The sequence below is a fragment of the Vibrio sp. JPW-9-11-11 genome (assembly GCF_013369335.1).
Taxonomy (GTDB): domain Bacteria; phylum Pseudomonadota; class Gammaproteobacteria; order Enterobacterales; family Vibrionaceae; genus Vibrio.
The window spans coordinates 550,841-568,197 of sequence record NZ_SZQJ01000005.1 but is presented as its reverse complement, the minus strand read 5'-3'; the positions used below and the strand labels follow the sequence as shown (position 1 = coordinate 568,197).

The 17,357-nt window shown below is 46.8% G+C and carries 12 protein-coding genes and 1 pseudogene; 4 read left to right on the top strand and 9 right to left on the bottom strand.

Annotation, left to right across the window (positions count from 1 at the left end):
* Positions 1-26: 26 nt before the first annotated feature.
* The 5 genes from FCU94_RS08310 to FCU94_RS08290 all read right to left on the bottom strand — a co-directional run bounded on the left by FCU94_RS08310 (position 27) and on the right by FCU94_RS08290 (position 5,432).
* Entirely contained in the window at positions 27-881 is an 855-nt protein-coding gene (locus tag FCU94_RS08310) for a MurR/RpiR family transcriptional regulator (protein WP_176288069.1), read from the bottom strand.
* Positions 882-1,160: 279 nt separating this feature from the next.
* Entirely contained in the window at positions 1,161-2,819 is a 1,659-nt protein-coding gene (panP, locus tag FCU94_RS08305) for a pyridoxal-dependent aspartate 1-decarboxylase PanP (RefSeq protein ID WP_176288068.1), read from the bottom strand.
* Positions 2,820-2,957: 138 nt separating this feature from the next.
* On the bottom strand, positions 2,958-3,473 hold the full coding sequence (locus tag FCU94_RS08300) for a hypothetical protein (RefSeq protein WP_176288067.1): 516 nt from the start codon (positions 3,471-3,473) through the stop codon (positions 2,958-2,960).
* Positions 3,474-3,586: 113 nt separating this feature from the next.
* Positions 3,587-4,492: a lysine exporter LysO family protein gene (locus FCU94_RS08295; protein ID WP_176288066.1), complete on the bottom strand. Its 906-nt coding sequence runs from the start codon at positions 4,490-4,492 to the stop codon at positions 3,587-3,589.
* Positions 4,493-4,511: 19 nt separating this feature from the next.
* Positions 4,512-5,432, bottom strand: a complete 921-nt coding sequence (locus FCU94_RS08290; RefSeq protein WP_176288065.1) for an HDOD domain-containing protein — start codon at positions 5,430-5,432, stop codon at positions 4,512-4,514.
* 353 nt (positions 5,433-5,785) lie between these two features.
* Here FCU94_RS08290 and FCU94_RS08285 point away from each other — a divergent pair.
* Positions 5,786-6,373, top strand: a pseudogene (locus FCU94_RS08285) (TfoX/Sxy family DNA transformation protein).
* A 105-nt stretch (positions 6,374-6,478) separates the two neighbouring features.
* On the opposite strand, the gene FCU94_RS08280 reads toward FCU94_RS08285, so the two are convergent.
* The 3 genes from FCU94_RS08280 to FCU94_RS08270 all read right to left on the bottom strand — a co-directional run bounded on the left by FCU94_RS08280 (position 6,479) and on the right by FCU94_RS08270 (position 9,658).
* The gene (locus FCU94_RS08280; protein ID WP_176288064.1) at positions 6,479-7,045 is read right to left on the bottom strand and encodes a hypothetical protein; all 567 of its coding nucleotides are present in this window, start codon (positions 7,043-7,045) and stop codon (positions 6,479-6,481) included.
* A 166-nt stretch (positions 7,046-7,211) separates the two neighbouring features.
* Positions 7,212-7,709 (bottom strand): response regulator, encoded by a 498-nt coding sequence (locus FCU94_RS08275; RefSeq protein WP_176288063.1) that lies wholly within the window; start codon positions 7,707-7,709, stop codon positions 7,212-7,214.
* A complete protein-coding gene (locus tag FCU94_RS08270; RefSeq protein WP_176288062.1) occupies positions 7,706-9,658 on the bottom strand; it encodes an ATP-binding protein in 1,953 nt (650 codons plus the stop codon). The genes FCU94_RS08275 and FCU94_RS08270 overlap by 4 nt, the downstream gene beginning before the upstream one ends.
* A 174-nt stretch (positions 9,659-9,832) precedes the next feature.
* Here FCU94_RS08270 and FCU94_RS08265 point away from each other — a divergent pair, with 174 nt between their 5' ends.
* Together FCU94_RS08265 and serC are read left to right on the top strand one after the other, a co-directional pair.
* A complete protein-coding gene (locus tag FCU94_RS08265) occupies positions 9,833-11,098 on the top strand; it encodes a DUF945 family protein (protein ID WP_176288061.1) in 1,266 nt (421 codons plus the stop codon).
* A gap of 124 nt (positions 11,099-11,222) precedes the next feature.
* Positions 11,223-12,305 carry a 3-phosphoserine/phosphohydroxythreonine transaminase gene (gene serC / locus FCU94_RS08260; protein WP_176288060.1) on the top strand — a complete coding sequence of 361 codons (1,083 nt, stop codon included), beginning with the start codon at positions 11,223-11,225 and terminating at the stop codon, positions 12,303-12,305.
* Positions 12,306-12,361: 56 nt separating this feature from the next.
* On the opposite strand, the gene FCU94_RS08255 is transcribed toward serC, so the two are convergent.
* On the bottom strand, positions 12,362-14,650 hold the full coding sequence (locus FCU94_RS08255) for a YgiQ family radical SAM protein (RefSeq protein WP_176288059.1): 2,289 nt from the start codon (positions 14,648-14,650) through the stop codon (positions 12,362-12,364).
* A 203-nt stretch (positions 14,651-14,853) separates the two neighbouring features.
* Between FCU94_RS08255 and FCU94_RS08250 the strand changes: the two genes are divergently transcribed.
* Complete coding sequence (locus tag FCU94_RS08250; protein WP_176288058.1) at positions 14,854-17,316, top strand: sensor domain-containing protein; 2,463 nt, start codon at positions 14,854-14,856, stop codon at positions 17,314-17,316.
* Positions 17,317-17,357: the final 41 nt, after the last annotated feature.

Sequence of the window (17,357 nt, the reverse complement as noted above, 5' to 3'; positions counted from 1 at the left end):
AAAGGAGCACCAAGTGCTCCTTTTTATTAGAATTGCGATAGCTTATCGTAACGTGAGTCTTTGAGTACGTCTTTGACGCGCTTTAAGTTCTCTCGAAAGCCAGATCCGCGGCGCAAAGTAAAGCCGGTTGCCAGCACATCGATCACCGTCATCTGTACGACGCGGCTTGCCATTGGCATATAAACGTCGGTATCTTCAGGAACGTCTAGCGAAATAGATAGCGAACTTGCTTTGTCGAGCGGGGAGTCTTTGGCCGTAATTGCGATCACGGTTGCCCCATTTTCGCGCGCCAGATTAGCAATCTCTACCTGACTCTTGGTGCGGCCTGTATGCGAAATCAAAACGATGACATCGTTGTCCGTGCAGTTGATACAGCTCATGCGTTGCATGACAATATCTTCAAAGCAAGTAATTGGAATGTTAAAGCGAATAAACTTGTTTTGCGCATCTTTAGCGACGGCTGAGGAAGCCCCCAAGCCGAAAAATGAAATACGCTTTGCCTGTGTTAACAGGTCAACAGCGCGGTTCACTTGCATCGGGTCTAGACTGTTCTTGGCTACATCCAAACACGCCATGGTCGATTCAAAAATCTTGTGCGTGTAAGCATCTGGGCCGTCATCTTCTGCAACATTGCGGTTCACATACGGTGTGCCTTTGGCCAAACTTTGAGCCAAGTGGAGCTTAAAGTCAGGAAAACCTTTGGTATCTAAGCGGCGGCAAAAACGATTGACAGTTGGCTCACTCACATCGGCCATTTTGGCCAAGGTTGCGATACTAGAATGAATAGCAGTTTGCGGTGATGCCATGATAACTTCGGCAACCTTTCGCTCGGACTTACTAAAATTTTCTAGATTTTTTTGAATTTTTTCTAATGTGTTCATAGTGTTCACGAGGGTATAGAGAACAACTCACTGGACATACCCGAAAAGAAAAGGGTAACAAGCTGTTTGCCAATAGGGTAAGTGCTGTCCAGCGCCATTGCACCAGTATAAACCTAAGCAAAAGGTTTACTACAACTTTTCTGCCAAGCAATTAGTCAATATATGACAGGCCTCAAACAAAATTTTGTTTAAACTACAAAAATAATCGTAAAACCGGTGGGTTCATTGAGGAACACACCGGTTGTTGATAAAGAAATTACATGTTTAAGAAAGAAAATTTCAGAACGACGCTTTGGGAGAAAGGATCGCCTCGACGATACGATTGATTTTGCTCATAAGGTTTGGTGCTTGTTTAGCGATATCACGTTGTTCTTCCAACACACTGCTCAAAATATCACGACCAGTGAGCGGGTTGGCCAATACCACGCGGAAGACAATAGTGTTCAGACGGTCCCATTTTTCGGGGTTGAGTCGAGTTCGAGAGACAAACGACTTGCCCGTTTCGCGTTGCCGTTTTTGAATGAATTTAGTCAACTCATTCAGTAACTCATTCAATTGTGCCCGTTGTACGGTATTCGCTTGGCCGAGCGCTTGGTGTACGTGACTTGGAATGTAGCGATAAGTGAGCAGGCACAACTCAGGGTGAGACACTAGCTCAAAGTCCTCTTGCTGTTCAATCAGTTGAGCGAAATAGCGGGCTTTATCTATGCTTTGGTCGATGAGCAACTCATAGCCAGGTCGGCTAATAATATGCATTGCAGCATAGACCAACATCGCCATACCGGACCGTGAGCCCTCGAGAGTGTGACTCCCAAGATCTTTTGAACCTTTACGTAAGATATACTGAGCATGATGCTCGATAGATTTCATGGCATCGGGCTGTTTAAACAACACCATCCCAGCTCCCATAGGGATGTAGAGCTGCTTGTGAGCATCGATAGTGACTGAGTCAGCCATTTCAATACCTTGCAGCAGATGGCGATGGTTATTTGACATCAATGTTGCACCGCCCCAAGCCGCATCGACGTGAAAATGGCAAGCTTCTCGCTGACATATTTCAGCCATCGCTTCGAGCGGGTCAATGCTGCCAGTTTCAGTGGTGCCTGCCACACCAATCACGGCAAAAGGTTTGATATTGTTCGCTTTGAGCTCAGCGATACGTTGCTCAAGAGCTTTAGGACAAATCCGATTGTGACTGTCAGTTTTGACAGCAACTAACCCCTCTTGGCCAATACCTAATACGTCGGCGGCTTTTTTGAGCGAGTAGTGGCCTCGTTCGGATACCAGTACTGCAAGCCCTTCATAGCCATAGTGCTTCATGGCTTTGAACAAACCTTCTTTTTCGACGCCTTTGAAGCGGCCTTGCGCTTTTAGCGCATTGTTTCTCGCCACCCATAGGGCCGTGATATTGGCGATGGTCCCACCGGAACAAAATGCCCCCAAAGAGTGATTCGCACTATGCATCCACTGGCCGTAAAAATTGTCATCTTGGTTATAGATGAGGCGATGGAGCATGCCTAACACTTGGCGTTCAAGAGGCGTAAAGGCTTTGGATGTCTCGATCTTGACTAAGTTTTGGTTCAACGCAATCATGATCTTCGACAGTGGCATCAGGAAGTAGGGCAGCGCCGAGGTCATGTGACCGATAAAACTGGGGGCAGAGGTATGGACTGACTGGGATACAAGAGTGTCTAACAAGTGCTGGGTATGATCTGACACAAACTCAGGTTGTTCAGGAATCGAGGCATTTGAGAAGTCTTTTTCGATATCGCGCAGGGGCTTTTCTTCGGCAACAATATGCTCACGCAGAAACTTGTTTAAGTTGCGAGAGAGTTCTTCTTCAATTTGGGTTAACGTTGAGTCCGGCCCTTCAGGTACTGTGAATATGCGCAATAAGCTCTCAAAATTCACATCAGCCGTTTTATGTTCCGTTATCATACAGCGACTTTGCTCTAATCGTTTTTCTTGCAAGCGGGACAATCTAAACGAAAACGGGACCAATGTCCCGTCTTAATTGTCGAATCTTAGTTTTATCCGCACCGCATTCTTTATCTGTGTTTGGATGATATCTAGTGCCTATTTTTGACACTCAATCTCTTCAAGTTGTTGAATGGATTGGTTGTAGCGTTTTAGAGCCGTATCAATTTTTGTTGGGTGGCTGAGCAGATCTGCAAATGCTGAGCGCAGTTCATAGTTCTTTGCGTGCGGTTTTGACTGACGATCGTCGAAGGTCATTTTGGCCAATTCACCTAACTCATCACTGCGTGATGCGAGCACTTTGATCTCTTTTTGTTCAAGTTTTAGCCAAGCTTCTACAGGCTGGCTGGTCGCAATTTTGCTTGGATCTTGCTCTAGATAATAATGCACCGCAGCTCGATTGAGTTCAAAATGATGTTGGCGTCCTTTGAGGAACCAAGCACTGACTTCCGCTAGGTCTGGGTATTGCTCGGTCGTAAGCAAAGACAAGTCTTCATACCAATGCAGAGAAGCGTCGATATAGGCGTCGTACTTTTGCGACAAACAGGTGTTGTCAGCCGCGCTAACCATTGTAGAAGCCGCGCCGAGCAACAGAGCAACAAGAGTGCGTTTCATAGTGATTCCTTTTAAAGATAATTATTATAGGTGTATTGATTAACTTTAGCGTTAACTAAAGTAGTTGGGCTTACCGGGCATAATATAAAAAGTTAACCCCTTGATTCTGCGATCTAGGCTGCAAGAGAGACAAAGAATAACATCATAACTGGCACTAGCAGGCTCAGAATAAAGCCACTGACGATGGCGATCGGAACACAGCGTACGCCTCCGGTGGTCTGAATGACAGGCAGGGTAAAGTCCATCGCTGTCGCTCCAGCGTAACCGATAGAGGTACAAGGTTTAGTGCGGATGAACATTGGAATGAGTACTAACGCAATCAGCTCACGCAGTAACTCGATCATAAAAGAGGCACCGCCATAGACGGGGCCAAATGCGTCGCCCATTAAAATACCCGCCAGTGAGTACCAGCCGAAGCCAGAGGCCATGGCCAGGCCTTGATAAAGGTCGATTTGCAAAATGGCTGCGGAGATCACCCCTCCGACCATCGAGCTTGCGATGACGACGACAGCAATGAGCATACCATGTTTATTCAGTAGAATTTGCCTTAGCGTTAAGCCACTGTTGCGTAGCTGGATACCGATAAAAAACAGTAACAGGAATAAAATCCACTCGCTGGCGGTATCGACCCAACTCAGGTCAAATGGCAGCATTAAACCTATCCCCAAGCCGCTACCTACCACCAAGATCAACTTCGCTGACTCGAGCGCCATTGATGACAGCGGTAGTTTGGTATGACTCGCATCGGTTTGAATGGGAAGCAATTTGTCGACCAGCGGCAGCACCGCTAAATTCGACAAGCTTAAACAGGTAAAAAACACCGCGGTGGTTTTTAAAATCAGCTGCAGATTTTGACCCAGGTTGTCCAAAGCGGCCAGACTTAACCCCATGAGGGCAAGAATGACATAGATTAGGTTAGATGTGGCGGTGTTGATTCGTTCAAGTGTTGCCGTATTTGACACAGCAATAAAATACCCCACCACCAGTGGGGCAAAAATAAATAGCATCCCTGAGAACATGGTACATCCTGTTTAGTGGTTAGAGACCACTTGCGCTTATGAGTTCATCTATCTGTTTATTGAACTCAATATCACTTAAATTACTGAGATTGTACAGTATTTCGGCGCCCGTTACGTCAAATTCAACGGTATGCTCATCAATCTGTTCGTCTTGACGTCGGAACATTAGGATATGGTTGGCGATCCGCGCCACATCTAAATAGGAGACATCAACGTCGGATGCCGCCATGGCTTGATTGGAGGCCACTTCAAGGAAATCGGCGTCAAAGCCCCAAGTGTCGAGGACTAACTTGCTGGCGTTGGAACACTGTCTATCAAATATTTGGAAGGCGATCTCTTCGGCGAGGTAGTTACCTTGCTCCAAATAATTATGGTACTCGTTGACGATACAAAATAAGCCAATGTCAGCCAACAAGCCGGTTAAAAGGGCTTTATCTGTCTCTAAGTTGTTGTACGCGGGTAGGGCCGTTTGTTTAAAGCCGCGAGTGACCAGCACCATAGTCGCCGCGAGTTCACGTGAGTTCGCGGCACTTTGACTCAAAATCTTATTGCAAGAATGAGTCAGGTTGACCGAGTGCTTTAATTGTTCGATCGCTTGGGCGGTAACAATGTCGCGTACGCGCAGGATGCCAAGCCGAGAGACGGCCGTGAGTATGTCGGTACACGTTATATTGCGTCGGTTGAAAATGACGGAGTTGGCCACTCGAATTACGATGGCGGCCAAACCTGGATCTTCAATTAGGCAATCGGCAACTTCAGAAATGGTAGTGGTATCTTGGGTGCAGAGTCGTTGGATTTTTAAGACGACTTCAGGAATCGGTGGCAGAGAAATTTTGCGGTTCTTGATTGAATTTTCAATCAAGCCCGAAAATTCGGATTCTATCCCTTTAAGTAGAAGCTCACCGTTTTCGGGTAGCCAATAGAATGATAGATGGTTCATAGACGTTACATAATTATAATACTCTGTGCAGTGTAACGGTTCAGGTTGTATATTAGCAATCACTAGATGCGCTGGATTGATAATTTGTGTAGCGATTTATTTCCCTTATCGACTTAGGAGTTGAGGCATCAAAAGTGAAATAATGTGATTCCCATCTCGGTACGCAACTACTCAAATATAATTGATGTGATAAATGCACAGACTTAATTCGTTTCGTTAACTATCATTCTTATTGCGCAAATTGCTCAAGCGTCGCAAAACACAACAATAATGCTTGAGCCAATATTGTTTATTCGCTTAACACTGCTGCTATCTGGTGATCTCTACTAATCGGGGTATTTGATTAAGGATCAATGGATATGACATAGCAAAAGTTTACTCAATACGTTAAAAAGTTTGGTGATTTTCAAAAACGTTCTATGTTTGGCGGTACCGGCCTCTTCAAAGAAGAAGCGATGTTTGCACTGCTCAGCAATGAACGTGTGTTTATCCGCGGTGGTGAAAAGCTCGATAGTGAGTTGTCTGAGCTCGGCTGTGAGAAGTATCGTCATGTTAAAAAGCAGACCACAGCCACAGTGAATTACTATGATGTCACCGCGCTGTTTGTCAGCGAAGACAGCAGAATGGACCGTTTAGTGGAAGAGTCGATCGATTATTCTGTTTCTGAACGCGAGTTTAAACGTTCTTCGGCTAATCGCCGTTTACGTGACTTACCCAATATGCAGCTAACCTTAGAACGCATGGTTAAAAAGGCCGGCATTGAAGATGTCGAGACCTTTGTTCAGCTAGGCGCGCCCGAGGTATTTTCTAAAGTAAAACAAACATATGGCAGTGATGTCGATGTTAAGTTACTTTGGAAGTTCGCTGGCGCAATTGAAGGTATTCATTGGAAACTGATCCAAGAGCCGCGTAAGCGCCAACTACTGGCAAGTTGTCACTGATTGACTCACTTTAATTACATCCTTTATTAGGACAAATTGCTCAAGCAAATGGATTTGCAAAAAAAAACCGAGGTGGCGACCTCGGTTTTTTTGTATCAATTCAAATCAGAACTTAAAGCGAGTGGTGAACATCAGTTGATCGCCATAGAAATCGTTGATGCGCGCTTCTCCACCGACAGAGAACAGCTCGGTTGAGTGGAAGCGAACGTAAGCAGAACCAATCCACTTGTCGTCGTCATCGATAGAGACGTAGCCACCTTTGCCACCCACTTCTAATTGAGGGCCTAACCATTGACGAACACCTAGGTTGAGCTCCATGCCCGTGTTGGTACCCTGACCGTAGCCATCGCGTCGATCATTGCCTGTGTCAACAAGGCGTAGCAGCATCTCACCGGTGAAATCCGCCCAGTTGTTGATCGGTGCGTGAAAACCAAAACCCGCGGCTGCGTCGAAATCGCCTTCAAACTCGGAATCGACACGGCCGACAATGTGCGCATTTGGATGGACAGACTTGCTCATAGCAGCGCCAAAGGTCACAGGGCTGGCACCGATACGAGCTTCTAAAAAGTCATAACTGAAGTTGCTCATTACTGCTGGGCTGTTTGGATCGGTTTGAGCGAATGATTGACCCGATGCAAGCACTAGGGCTGCAGCTAAGATTGTTTTACGCATATGGACGATAAACCTATATCTTGTTAATTTCCTTGGCCTTTAGCGACGTGTGCGCCATGACATTTAGTACGACATAATAATGCATCATAACAACAGTCACTATAGAAATGTCATTGTTTTGTCGTTATTTATAAAAATAAGCAAACGCTATGCCAAATCTGATTGTTTATTCGCCGTAGGACACTCGGTTTTTAGCCATTGCCGCGAAGATTTTCTCGGTATCGAGCACTGAGGCCCAAGGCATCAGTTCGGACTCGTTGTTGATCATATAGGTGGTGAGTTGGTTTTTGACGATGTCTCTTAGCTCATCACCTCGCCAAGGCTTGGCAATATAAAAATCTAAACTCGAATGGTTGACCGCTTCAACGGTATCTTCAAGACCTGCCTGGCCGGTCAACAGGAGCTTGCGGGCTGTTTTAGTCGGTGCGTCTTCATTCAGTTCAATCAGAAACTGAATGCCCGTTTGCTCTGGCATGATATGGTCGCAGAGTATTAGCGCCAATTTTACGTCTTCCGCGAGAGACTCTTTAATCAATAGCTTCGCTTCGGCAACCGATTCAGCGGCTTCGAGGACAAAGTGTTCTTCAAAGCAGTCGAGATCTTGAATGACGCTATCCAGTACTTCACGTTCATCGTCGACACATAAGATTAGATATTTGTTCATTCAGGGCTCCTTGGTAGAGAAGAGGTTTGGTCGTATGGCAGCCAAACCGATAATTTGCTGAACTGATCGATTTCGGACTCAACGTCGATCCTGCCACCATGATGGTGGATGATTTGTTGGCAGACGGATAAGCCGATACCCAGTCCAAAATTGCCTTCTTTCTTGGTGGTAAAGTTCAGATTAAACATTTGCTGCTGAACATGTGGTGGAATCCCGCAGCCGTTATCAGTGAAAGAAATGACCGCCCACTGTCGACCATCTTGTTCCGCAAGTTGCGTCTCGATGACCAGACGCCCTTTGCTGGGGAAAGCATCGATCGCGTTTGACACTAAGTTGGTCCACACTTGCTGAAGCGCTATCGGTAAACATTGAATAGGAGGCAAGTCTTGGTAGTGTTTCTCGACATCATGAAACTTCAATTTGCTCTCAAAGATCACCAAGGTGTCTTCAATACCCTCGTGGATGTCAACAACGTGGCGCTTTTCATCATCAGGTCGCGCATAGCCTTTGAGGCTGCGCACCATATCGGCAATGCGACTGGCACACACATTGATAGAGCGCAGCGTGCTTCCCGCTAAATGGTAGTCGTCTAGGCGCGTTAATTGTTCGAGGCAAAGTTTTGGTTGGGTTTGCGCTTTTTGCAGCCAGTCGCTGCTGTTTTCCAGCCCAAGCTTCACTAGACGTTTGGCAATTCTTCGGTCTGTGACTTGCTGCTCAACGTCCCGAGTTAGCGCTCTTTCAGCTGCTGTGGAGCGAGGGCGTTGAGTTAGCCCTTCTTTCAGTACCTCGATGGCGTCAATGCCCACTTCGTCAATCGAACGGCTATCGACTAAATGCTGAATCTTGCCTGTAAGTGTTTCAGTGCCACGAAGGATAGCGGCGATGGGGTTATTTAGTTCGTGAGCCACCCCTGCGACCAGTTGGCCTAGCATGGCCATTTTTTCGCGTTCGATCAGTTGTTGATGAGCGGACTCCAGTGATTCCAGAGTTTTTTGCAGTTCAAGCTTGGTATTAATACTGCGTTGCAATCGACGGTTGAAGTGACGCAAAAGCAGATTAGTGAAGAGTGGCAATAAGGTCATATTGGAGTGCATGACCTTGGCAAATACCTCGCGATCGAGTTTGATCACCTCGGTCTGAGATAAGGTGACTGCTGTTGAGAAAGACGGTTCCCCGGTCACAAACGACATCCCACCAACAATATTCCCTTGGGTATGTCGAACGACTTCGCGTTGCATACCGATTTCGTCTTTTTTATATAACGCTACTTCGCCTTTAGTTATGAACCATAAAAACTGGTTTTCTTCACCCTCGATTGTCAACAAGTGATCGGCGGAATAAGTGCGGCATGCGCGGCTTTCATCGGCTTGGGCGAAGAAATCGAGCAACGCAGATGACACCTTTTGCGCCAACTCTTGATCGCTCAAACTATGATGGTCAGTGATGAAGCCTTCACGGTAGCTACGCATCTTTTGGTCGATGTGCGCACGTAACAGTTTATGCTGGTCGAGCACTTGGCTATAAGAGAGCAAGTTCTCTTTATCGTGTTTGAGAATAAAAGAGGTGAGCTCTTTTTGCACAGTTTTATGCACGACATTGTCTTGAAGTGGCTTCGTCAAGCAGTAGTCGAGCCGACCGTCATTGACGGCCGATAGAATCGCCTGAATATCTTGGCCGCAGCTGATCAATACTTTGTGCGCGCTTTGAGTATGTTGGTTTTTATCTAGCTGAACAAGAAAGTCGGCGCCGTTGAAGTTCTCATGATGGCTGGCGATCACCAGTGCGACGGTTTGCTCATGCTCAAGGCAAAACTCGAGTGCCGCATTGGCATCTTCAATGGTGTCGGCGGTGTGAAGGTCGAACTTACTGGCAAACGGACTCAGCTCGCGCCTCAGTTGTTCGACGCTAATCGGGTTGTTGTCTAAACAGAGTACAGAAAATGGGTTCACGGCTAAGCAACAATATTAACAAATCACTGTCTACACTCTAGCAATCTTGGGTAAACGGTATTGAGAGCTGAGTACGAAGAATCTTATTTGTTTTCATTTTATGGCCAATACTCTGATTTATCTCAAGGTTTTTTGGTGTAGACTGAGCGAAATAGTGAATAAGAATGAATGACTATGGAATTGAAAAAACTCGGCGCTATTGGTGGCGCCATTACGCTTGCGTTGTGTTGGCCACTTGCCGTTGGCCAGATTGGACAAAGTGTTATCCAAGATGGTGTTGCCCATCTCAACAGCGACTCGTTAAAGGCCGAGGTGGTAGAGTATGACCGAGGCTATCTGACTTCACAGGTGACCACACGCTACACCATTACTGACCCTGCGCTCGCAGAGCAACTGGCGGTGGATGGGTTACCGACAGAGTTGGTGATGAAGAGCCAAGTCTCTCATGGTTTGATGAGCTTAACGGCCGTGTCTGAACTCGAAAATGCCACTGAGTTCCCATTGAAGCTAGAAACCGTGACTCAGTTGAATGGCAATACCGACTATGTATTAAAGCTAGATAACTGGCATCAATCGACGCCCGGAGCCGAAGGGGCCATGATCTCTGTGTCTTCATCGACCTTGAGTGGCGACATCACGGTGTTGGGCGAAATGACATACCAGCTCGATGTGCCTTCTATTCAAGTTGACTTCAACTCTGGTGAGCAAATGATGCTTTCAGGTGTGACGGGCCAGGGCGAAGGAAAAAAAGTCGACAGTTTCTGGATTGGTGAGCAGACACTTCAACTCGAACAGTTATCAGTCGTTAGCGAAGAGCAGCAAACCTTATTTGAGCTTAATCATAGCCAATATCGCTTTATTAGTTCGTTGGATGACGTCGCCCAAACGGTCAGTAGCCAACATATTGTCGATTTAAACAAGGTGGTGACAAGTGATGGTGAAGTCGAGCAAGTGTCGCTAGATCTTGCATTTGGTGACTTAGACAGCGTAGCGTTCGAGCAGTTGGTCAATCTTTACCAAAACAACCCTGTACCAAGCAACGAGGACATTCAAGCCGCGATTCCGTACGTCGACCGCTTGTTCTCAAATGGCTTTTATGTCGCGGTCAACAACATGGCGGTCACACTCAACGAGCAGAGTCGTTTTACGACGCAGTGGACGATCGAAGTCCCAAATGGGACCGATAACGTCACTCAGAATATGGCAAAAATTTTGCCTGCTCTGACTGGGGATATTGATACGTTTGTGTCCAATGGGTTGGTGGCAGATTTTCCTTTTATTCAACAGGGCGTTGATGAAGCCATGGTGATGGAAATAATGCAACAAACGGAACTCGGCTATCGCATGAAAGCGCAGCTACAAGAAGGTAATTTGGTCTTTGAAAACGGGCAGTCAATCCCTTTAATGGCGTTACTCTTACCAATGTTCATGCAACCTTAACTAGTAACTTTGTAGGTTTAAACAAATAAAGAGGTCTAAAGACCTCTTTTGTTGCTTTTTATCCAGCAAAAAACATGCTATTAATCCTCTTAACGTATTTACAAGCTTGAGCAAGGAAAGTGAAATGGACAAGGTATTTAACTTTAGTGCAGGCCCAGCTGGGTTACCTAAAGCCGTAATGGAACAGGCGCAGAGTGAGTTTGTCGACTGGAATAACCTCGGTACGTCGGTGATGGAAATTAGCCACCGAAGTAAAGAGTTTATTGAGGTTGCTGAACAAGCCGAGCAAGATCTGCGCGACTTGCTCAATATTCCAGATAATTACAAAGTCCTTTTCTGCCAGGGTGGGGCACGGGCTCAGTTTGCCGCCGTCCCGTTAAACTTGTTGGGTGGCGCGAACAAAGCGACCTATATTGATGCCGGTTACTGGGCTGAAAGCGCGATTAAAGAAGCGTACAAGTACTGTGAAGTCGATGTGTTCGACGCAAAAACCGAGCGCGATGGAAAAACTGCTATCGTGGATGCCGCGCAGTGGGCTATCGACCCTGAATCGGCTTACGTACATTTTTGTCCCAATGAAACCATTGATGGCATTGAGATAAGTCAACTACCTGACACTGACAAGCCTATTGTGGCGGATATGTCATCCAATATCCTTTCGCGCCAAATAGATGTCTCTCAATATGGTGTGATCTATGCGGGGGCGCAAAAAAACATCGGACCTGCGGGCATTTGTATTGCCATCGTCCGTGATGATTTGCTCGATTTGGCCCACGACCTGTTGCCAAGTTTTATGAGCTACAAAGTGCTGGCTGAAAAAGACTCCATGTTTAACACGCCACCGACGTTTGCTTGGTATCTATCTGGATTGGTGTTCAAGTGGCTCAAGCAACAAGGCGGCGTAGCGGCAATGGAAAAAATCAACCAAGAGAAAGCCGCGTTGTTATACCAGCAAATTGATGAGTCCAACTTCTACATCAACAATGTGCATCCTGATAATCGTTCACGTATGAATGTACCTTTCCAATTGGTGAAACCAGAGCTCGACGCGCTGTTTTTAGAGCAAGCAGAGGCAAAAGGTTTGGTCGCTTTGAAGGGACACCGAGCGGTTGGAGGAATGCGGGCTTCTATTTATAACGCGATGACGATTGAAGGCGTTCAAGCGTTAGTGAACTTTATGCGTGAGTTTGAAGCCCACTACGCTTAATCACTTTAACAAAAAAGCCTAGCGAATCATCGCTAGGCTTTTTTAATACCTAAGAACTAGCGCGTCCCTTGTTGGCGTGCGCCCGCTGACTTGCCTTTGCCGCCTGGCTTACCGCCGCGCGGGGGCTGGCCTTTGGCGCCTGCTTTACTTCGAGTAGGGTGACCGTTTCGACTCGCTTTGGTGCCCTGCTTGCCGCTATTTTTACCACGACCTTCCCCATTCATCTTTTCAAAGCCAGGTTGTGACTTGGTATGTTTGGTGGCGAAACGTTGAGAGCCGTGACGCCCTGACTTACGGCGCTGTGCTGGCGTTTGCGTATCCATATCTTCTGCAGGAACAAGACAGCTCGGTTTATCCCCAATAAGGTGCTTTTTCCCCATGCTGATCAAGGCTTCACGAATCATAGGCCAGTTTGCCGGATCGTGATAGCGCAGCAGCGCTTTATGTAAACGGCGCTGACGCTCTCCCTTGGCAACAGGCACCATTTCACGTTGTTTATACTTAACGCGTTTCAATGGGTTAGTTTCGGAATAATACATTGAGGTCGCATTACACATAGGTGATGGGTAAAAGTTTTGTACTTGATCGCACTCGAAATTGTTTTTCTTTAACCACAAAGCCAAATTGAGCATATCTTCGTCTTCTGTACCCGGGTGGGCAGAGATGAAGTAAGGGATCAGGTATTGTTTTTTACCCGCTTCAGCGCTGTATTTTTCAAACATTTCTTTGAAGCGGTCATAAGTGCCCATGCCTGGTTTCATCATCAGGTTAAGCGGGCCTTTTTCTGTATGCTCTGGCGCGATTTTTAAATAGCCACCAACATGGTGAGTTACGAGCTCTTTGACGTATTCTGGTGATTCAATCGCTAGGTCATAGCGCACGCCAGAAGCTATCATGACTTTATTGATCCCCTCGACTTTGCGGGCTTCACGATAGAGATCAATTGTATGCTTATGGTCAGTATTAAGCTTGTGACAAATGCCCGGGAAAACACACGATGGTCGGCGACAGTTGGCCTCTGCCTTGGGATCGCTGCATCCCAAACGATACATGTTCGCTGTTGGGCCACCTAAGTCAGAAATAGTGCCAGTAAAGCCAGGTACCTTGTCACGGATCTCTTCGAGCTCGGTCAAGATCGACTCTTTCGAGCGGTTTTGAATAATTCGGCCCTCGTGTTCTGTAATCGAGCAGAAAGAGCAGCCTCCAAAACAGCCACGCATGATATTGACCGACGTTTTGATCATATCGTAGGCCGGGATTTTCGCTTTACCATACATAGGGTGCGGCACGCGTGCGTAGGGCAGACCAAATACGTAATCCATCTCTTCGGTGGTAAGTGGAATCGGGGCTTGGTTAACCCATAGCTCTCGGTCACCGTGACGTTGAATCAGTGCTCGGCCCGAATAAGGGTTGGTCTCAAGGTGCATGACACGGCTAGCGTGAGCATAAAGGATACGGTCATTGTTGAGCTTCTCGAACGGAGGTAAGCGAACCGCTGTGGTTTTCGCGTCGTGACGAGACGGACGAATTGTGATTGGTTGCGCTTTTGGCTCTTCGTTTGACGCTTTTGTGTCACACTGCTCTTCAACCGCATAGGGATTGGGTGGTACAAAGGCGTCTTTACGCGGTTTTTCGATGCGTGACGAGTCGATGATGGTGTAGTTTTCTGGCGCGGCGGCGAGGTTAACAGCAGTGCCGCGGATGTTGGTCATGGACGTTATAGATTCGCCGTCTGCCAAACGATGGGCGACTTCCACTAACGCACGTTCTGCATTACCAAATAGCAGAATATCGGCTTTGGCATCAAAGAGTACCGAACGACGCACTTTATCAGACCAATAATCGTAGTGTGCGAGTCGGCGTAGGCTGGCTTCGATACCACCCAGTACGATCGGGACGCCTTTGTATGCTTCTCGGCAGCGTTGGGAATAGACAAGCGTGGCACGATCGGGGCGTTTCCCACCTTCGTTATTCGGGGTATAAGCGTCGTCATGGCGTAATTTGCGATCGGCGGTATAGCGGTTGATCATCGAGTCCATGTTGCCGGCTGTAATACCGAAAAATAGGTTGGGTTGACCAAGCGCCATAAAGGCCTCTTTATTGTTCCATTCTGGCTGAGCAATGATACCGACACGAAACCCTTGCGCTTCGAGTAACCGACCGATGATCGCCATACCGAAGCTAGGATGATCAACGTAAGCATCACCTGTAACAATAATGATGTCACAGCTATCCCAACCTAGAGCGTCCATCTCCTTACGACTAGTCGGTAGGAATGGCGCCGTGCCGTAGCACTCTGCCCAATATTTTTTGTGCTGGTGGATAGGGGTGATATTGCTGTACATATTATGCTCTCTGTGCCAGGGAGCGCGAATTATAGCGACTTGAGCTGCGACTATCCACCTCAATATCATTGTGGTTGATCGAGCGACAAAGCCTTCTTTTGCGAGCTATTCAAATGATTTGAAAGTGTTAAGTGAGTAACAACGCAAGTTGTCCAGACCACCTACAATATGCATATAAGTGATATGAACAAGTTGGAAACTCCATGAGTGTGGTTGAATCAGAAAGTGGGCAAGTATTGTCACCGCATGCCAATCGCAAGTACGCGGTGTATGATTGGTCTCTCAGTCTCAAGACCCAAACGTTGAACTGCGAGAGTGAGGCGTTGGAGTTACTGCTCGGCACCAAAACCGAAACGCTGAGTGCTAAGACCTTTTTTGACTTGCTGCCTAAATCGCAACGTTCGGTGATAAAGAAGGCGTTTCAATCTGTCCTCGACAACGGTCAACCCCAATTTGCGCACTGTTGTTTGCTGGCCAAAACCAGTTTATTCATCTATGTCGATATCTATATCGAGCGTGTCAGTAGCCACGAACTGAAAGGCACACTCTCACCTTGCCTAAATATCTCGAATAAATACGAAATCGCAGAAATTTTCTATTCGGTGTTTGAGAACGCACATCATGGAATAGTGGTCACCGACTCTGAGACACGTATTCTCGCCTGCAATCATCATTTCGAATCGCTAACGGGTTACCTCAGAAATGAAATTGTCGGGCTTAAAACTCAGATCTTCAATGCGGAACGGCATAGCCAAGCTTATTATCAGCAATTATGGACGCAAGTCGCCGAGCAGGGACATTGGAGTGGTACCATTTTGTCGCGCCGCGCAGATGGTAGTGTATTTCCTCAAGATTTAACCATCCATCGTATCGACCCTGGAAATGGCGAAACCTATTACTTGGGGTTGTCGTCAGATTTGTCACTTGAACTCGATAGGTTGGAAGATATCGCCTCGGGTGGTGTGGACTTGCTGACCCAGTTACCAAATAAAGAGACCTTTTTGCAACACCTGGGCGATTTGTGTCAGCAAGCAGAGATGGGGAAGAGTTTGGTGGTATTGGCGCTACAACCCAAGTTTGTGAGCTGCAACATCCAAGAGCAAAAACGCCAGTTTGCGAGCTACTTGCGCGATAACACGGAAGTGTTAGCCAGTGGCTATTTAGGCCACGACTGTTTCGCAGTATGTGTGGATTTTGCTTACCAAGAAAACAGTCAAGTGGTGACGAACATTGGACGTGCGATCACTAAACTGTTTCACAGCTTTAAACATGCGCAATCGTCGGTGGCTAAAGCACTCAAAGAAGGGGTGACAGGGGTTTCGGTACTGAGCGTCGATGCCTCAACACCCAATCAGTTAGTCTCGCATGCGTATCAAGCGTTGTTAGAGCTTCACTCAGGCCACGCGAGACGGATCAATTTTTTTGATCGTGATATTCACGCGCAAATCGATAGAAAAAAACAGCTGGAAGAGCATGTATTGCATGCTTTGCAAAAAGGATCTATCGACATCTACTTTCAACCCATTGTCGATTTGAAAAAGCAGCGTATCGATAAATTTGAAGCGTTGTGTCGTTTTCCCGAAGTCGAGTCGCTTGAAACCAACACCCAAGAGCTGGTTACCGTTGTCGAAGAGTTAGACAAAGTCGTAGAACTCGACGATTTGGTTTTGCTCAAAGCATTACAGTATTTACCAGCGCTGCAGGAGCGCTTTGGTAAGCACATTCAGTTATCGGTCAATCGCTCACTCAAAACCACCACCAGTTTAACCACTATTTTGCAGCAAGCGGCCATGACGCTCGATACGCAGCGCATTAATCCCGCACAAATTACGTTTGAGTTTACTGAGAGCGCTTATTTTGAAGCGGATGAGAAAAACATCGAGTTGCTTGCTGCACTCCGTGACGCTGGCGTAACGATTGCAGTGGACGATTTTGGTACCGGGTGCTCTTCATTTCGCTATCTTAAAGAGCGCTATTTCGACATTCTGAAAATTGACCGGGCCTTTATTCAACACATTACTTATCAGTCGCGACAGTACAATATAGTGATGGCGTTAATTCAGTTGGCGAAACGTCTTGGCTTAGACGTCATCGCAGAAGGTGTCGAAACTGAGTTGGAATTGGAGATTCTAAGTAAACTCGGCGCCGACTATATTCAAGGTTACTATTTTGCCAAACCATTGCCCATTGACCAGTTAACCGACGTCACTGACCGATTTTCCGCTGCGACGTCGTCCGCAGCGTCGCATCCTGATTCAATTATGCAGTTAACAGAGTCGGGCCACCATATCGACCCTGGAGAGCCTTTATCACTGATATTTCAGTATTTCTCTGAAAATAAGTTTGATTACTTGCCCGTTGTTGATGGTAAAGAGTGTGTCGGTTACATCGATAGAACACATATGAACTTGCACCTCACACCAGGAATGGGGACTGATTGGGAATCGAACAAAGAAAGCAGTTATTGGCACAAACCCGCTAACCGAATCATGTCCCCAATCCACACAGAACTGGCGTGGCAAACACCAAAATCACAAATTACCGAACTGGTGGCCACCCAGACCGCTTTTCCTTGGTGCTTAGTGGATGAGGAGGGAAACTTTAAAGGACTGGTTGGTGAGCGCGTGGTGATGGTGTATTTAGCTACTAATATTTCTGTCACTTAGCTGGGTTTGTTCTAACTTTAATAGTAGAGCGACCTTAACTA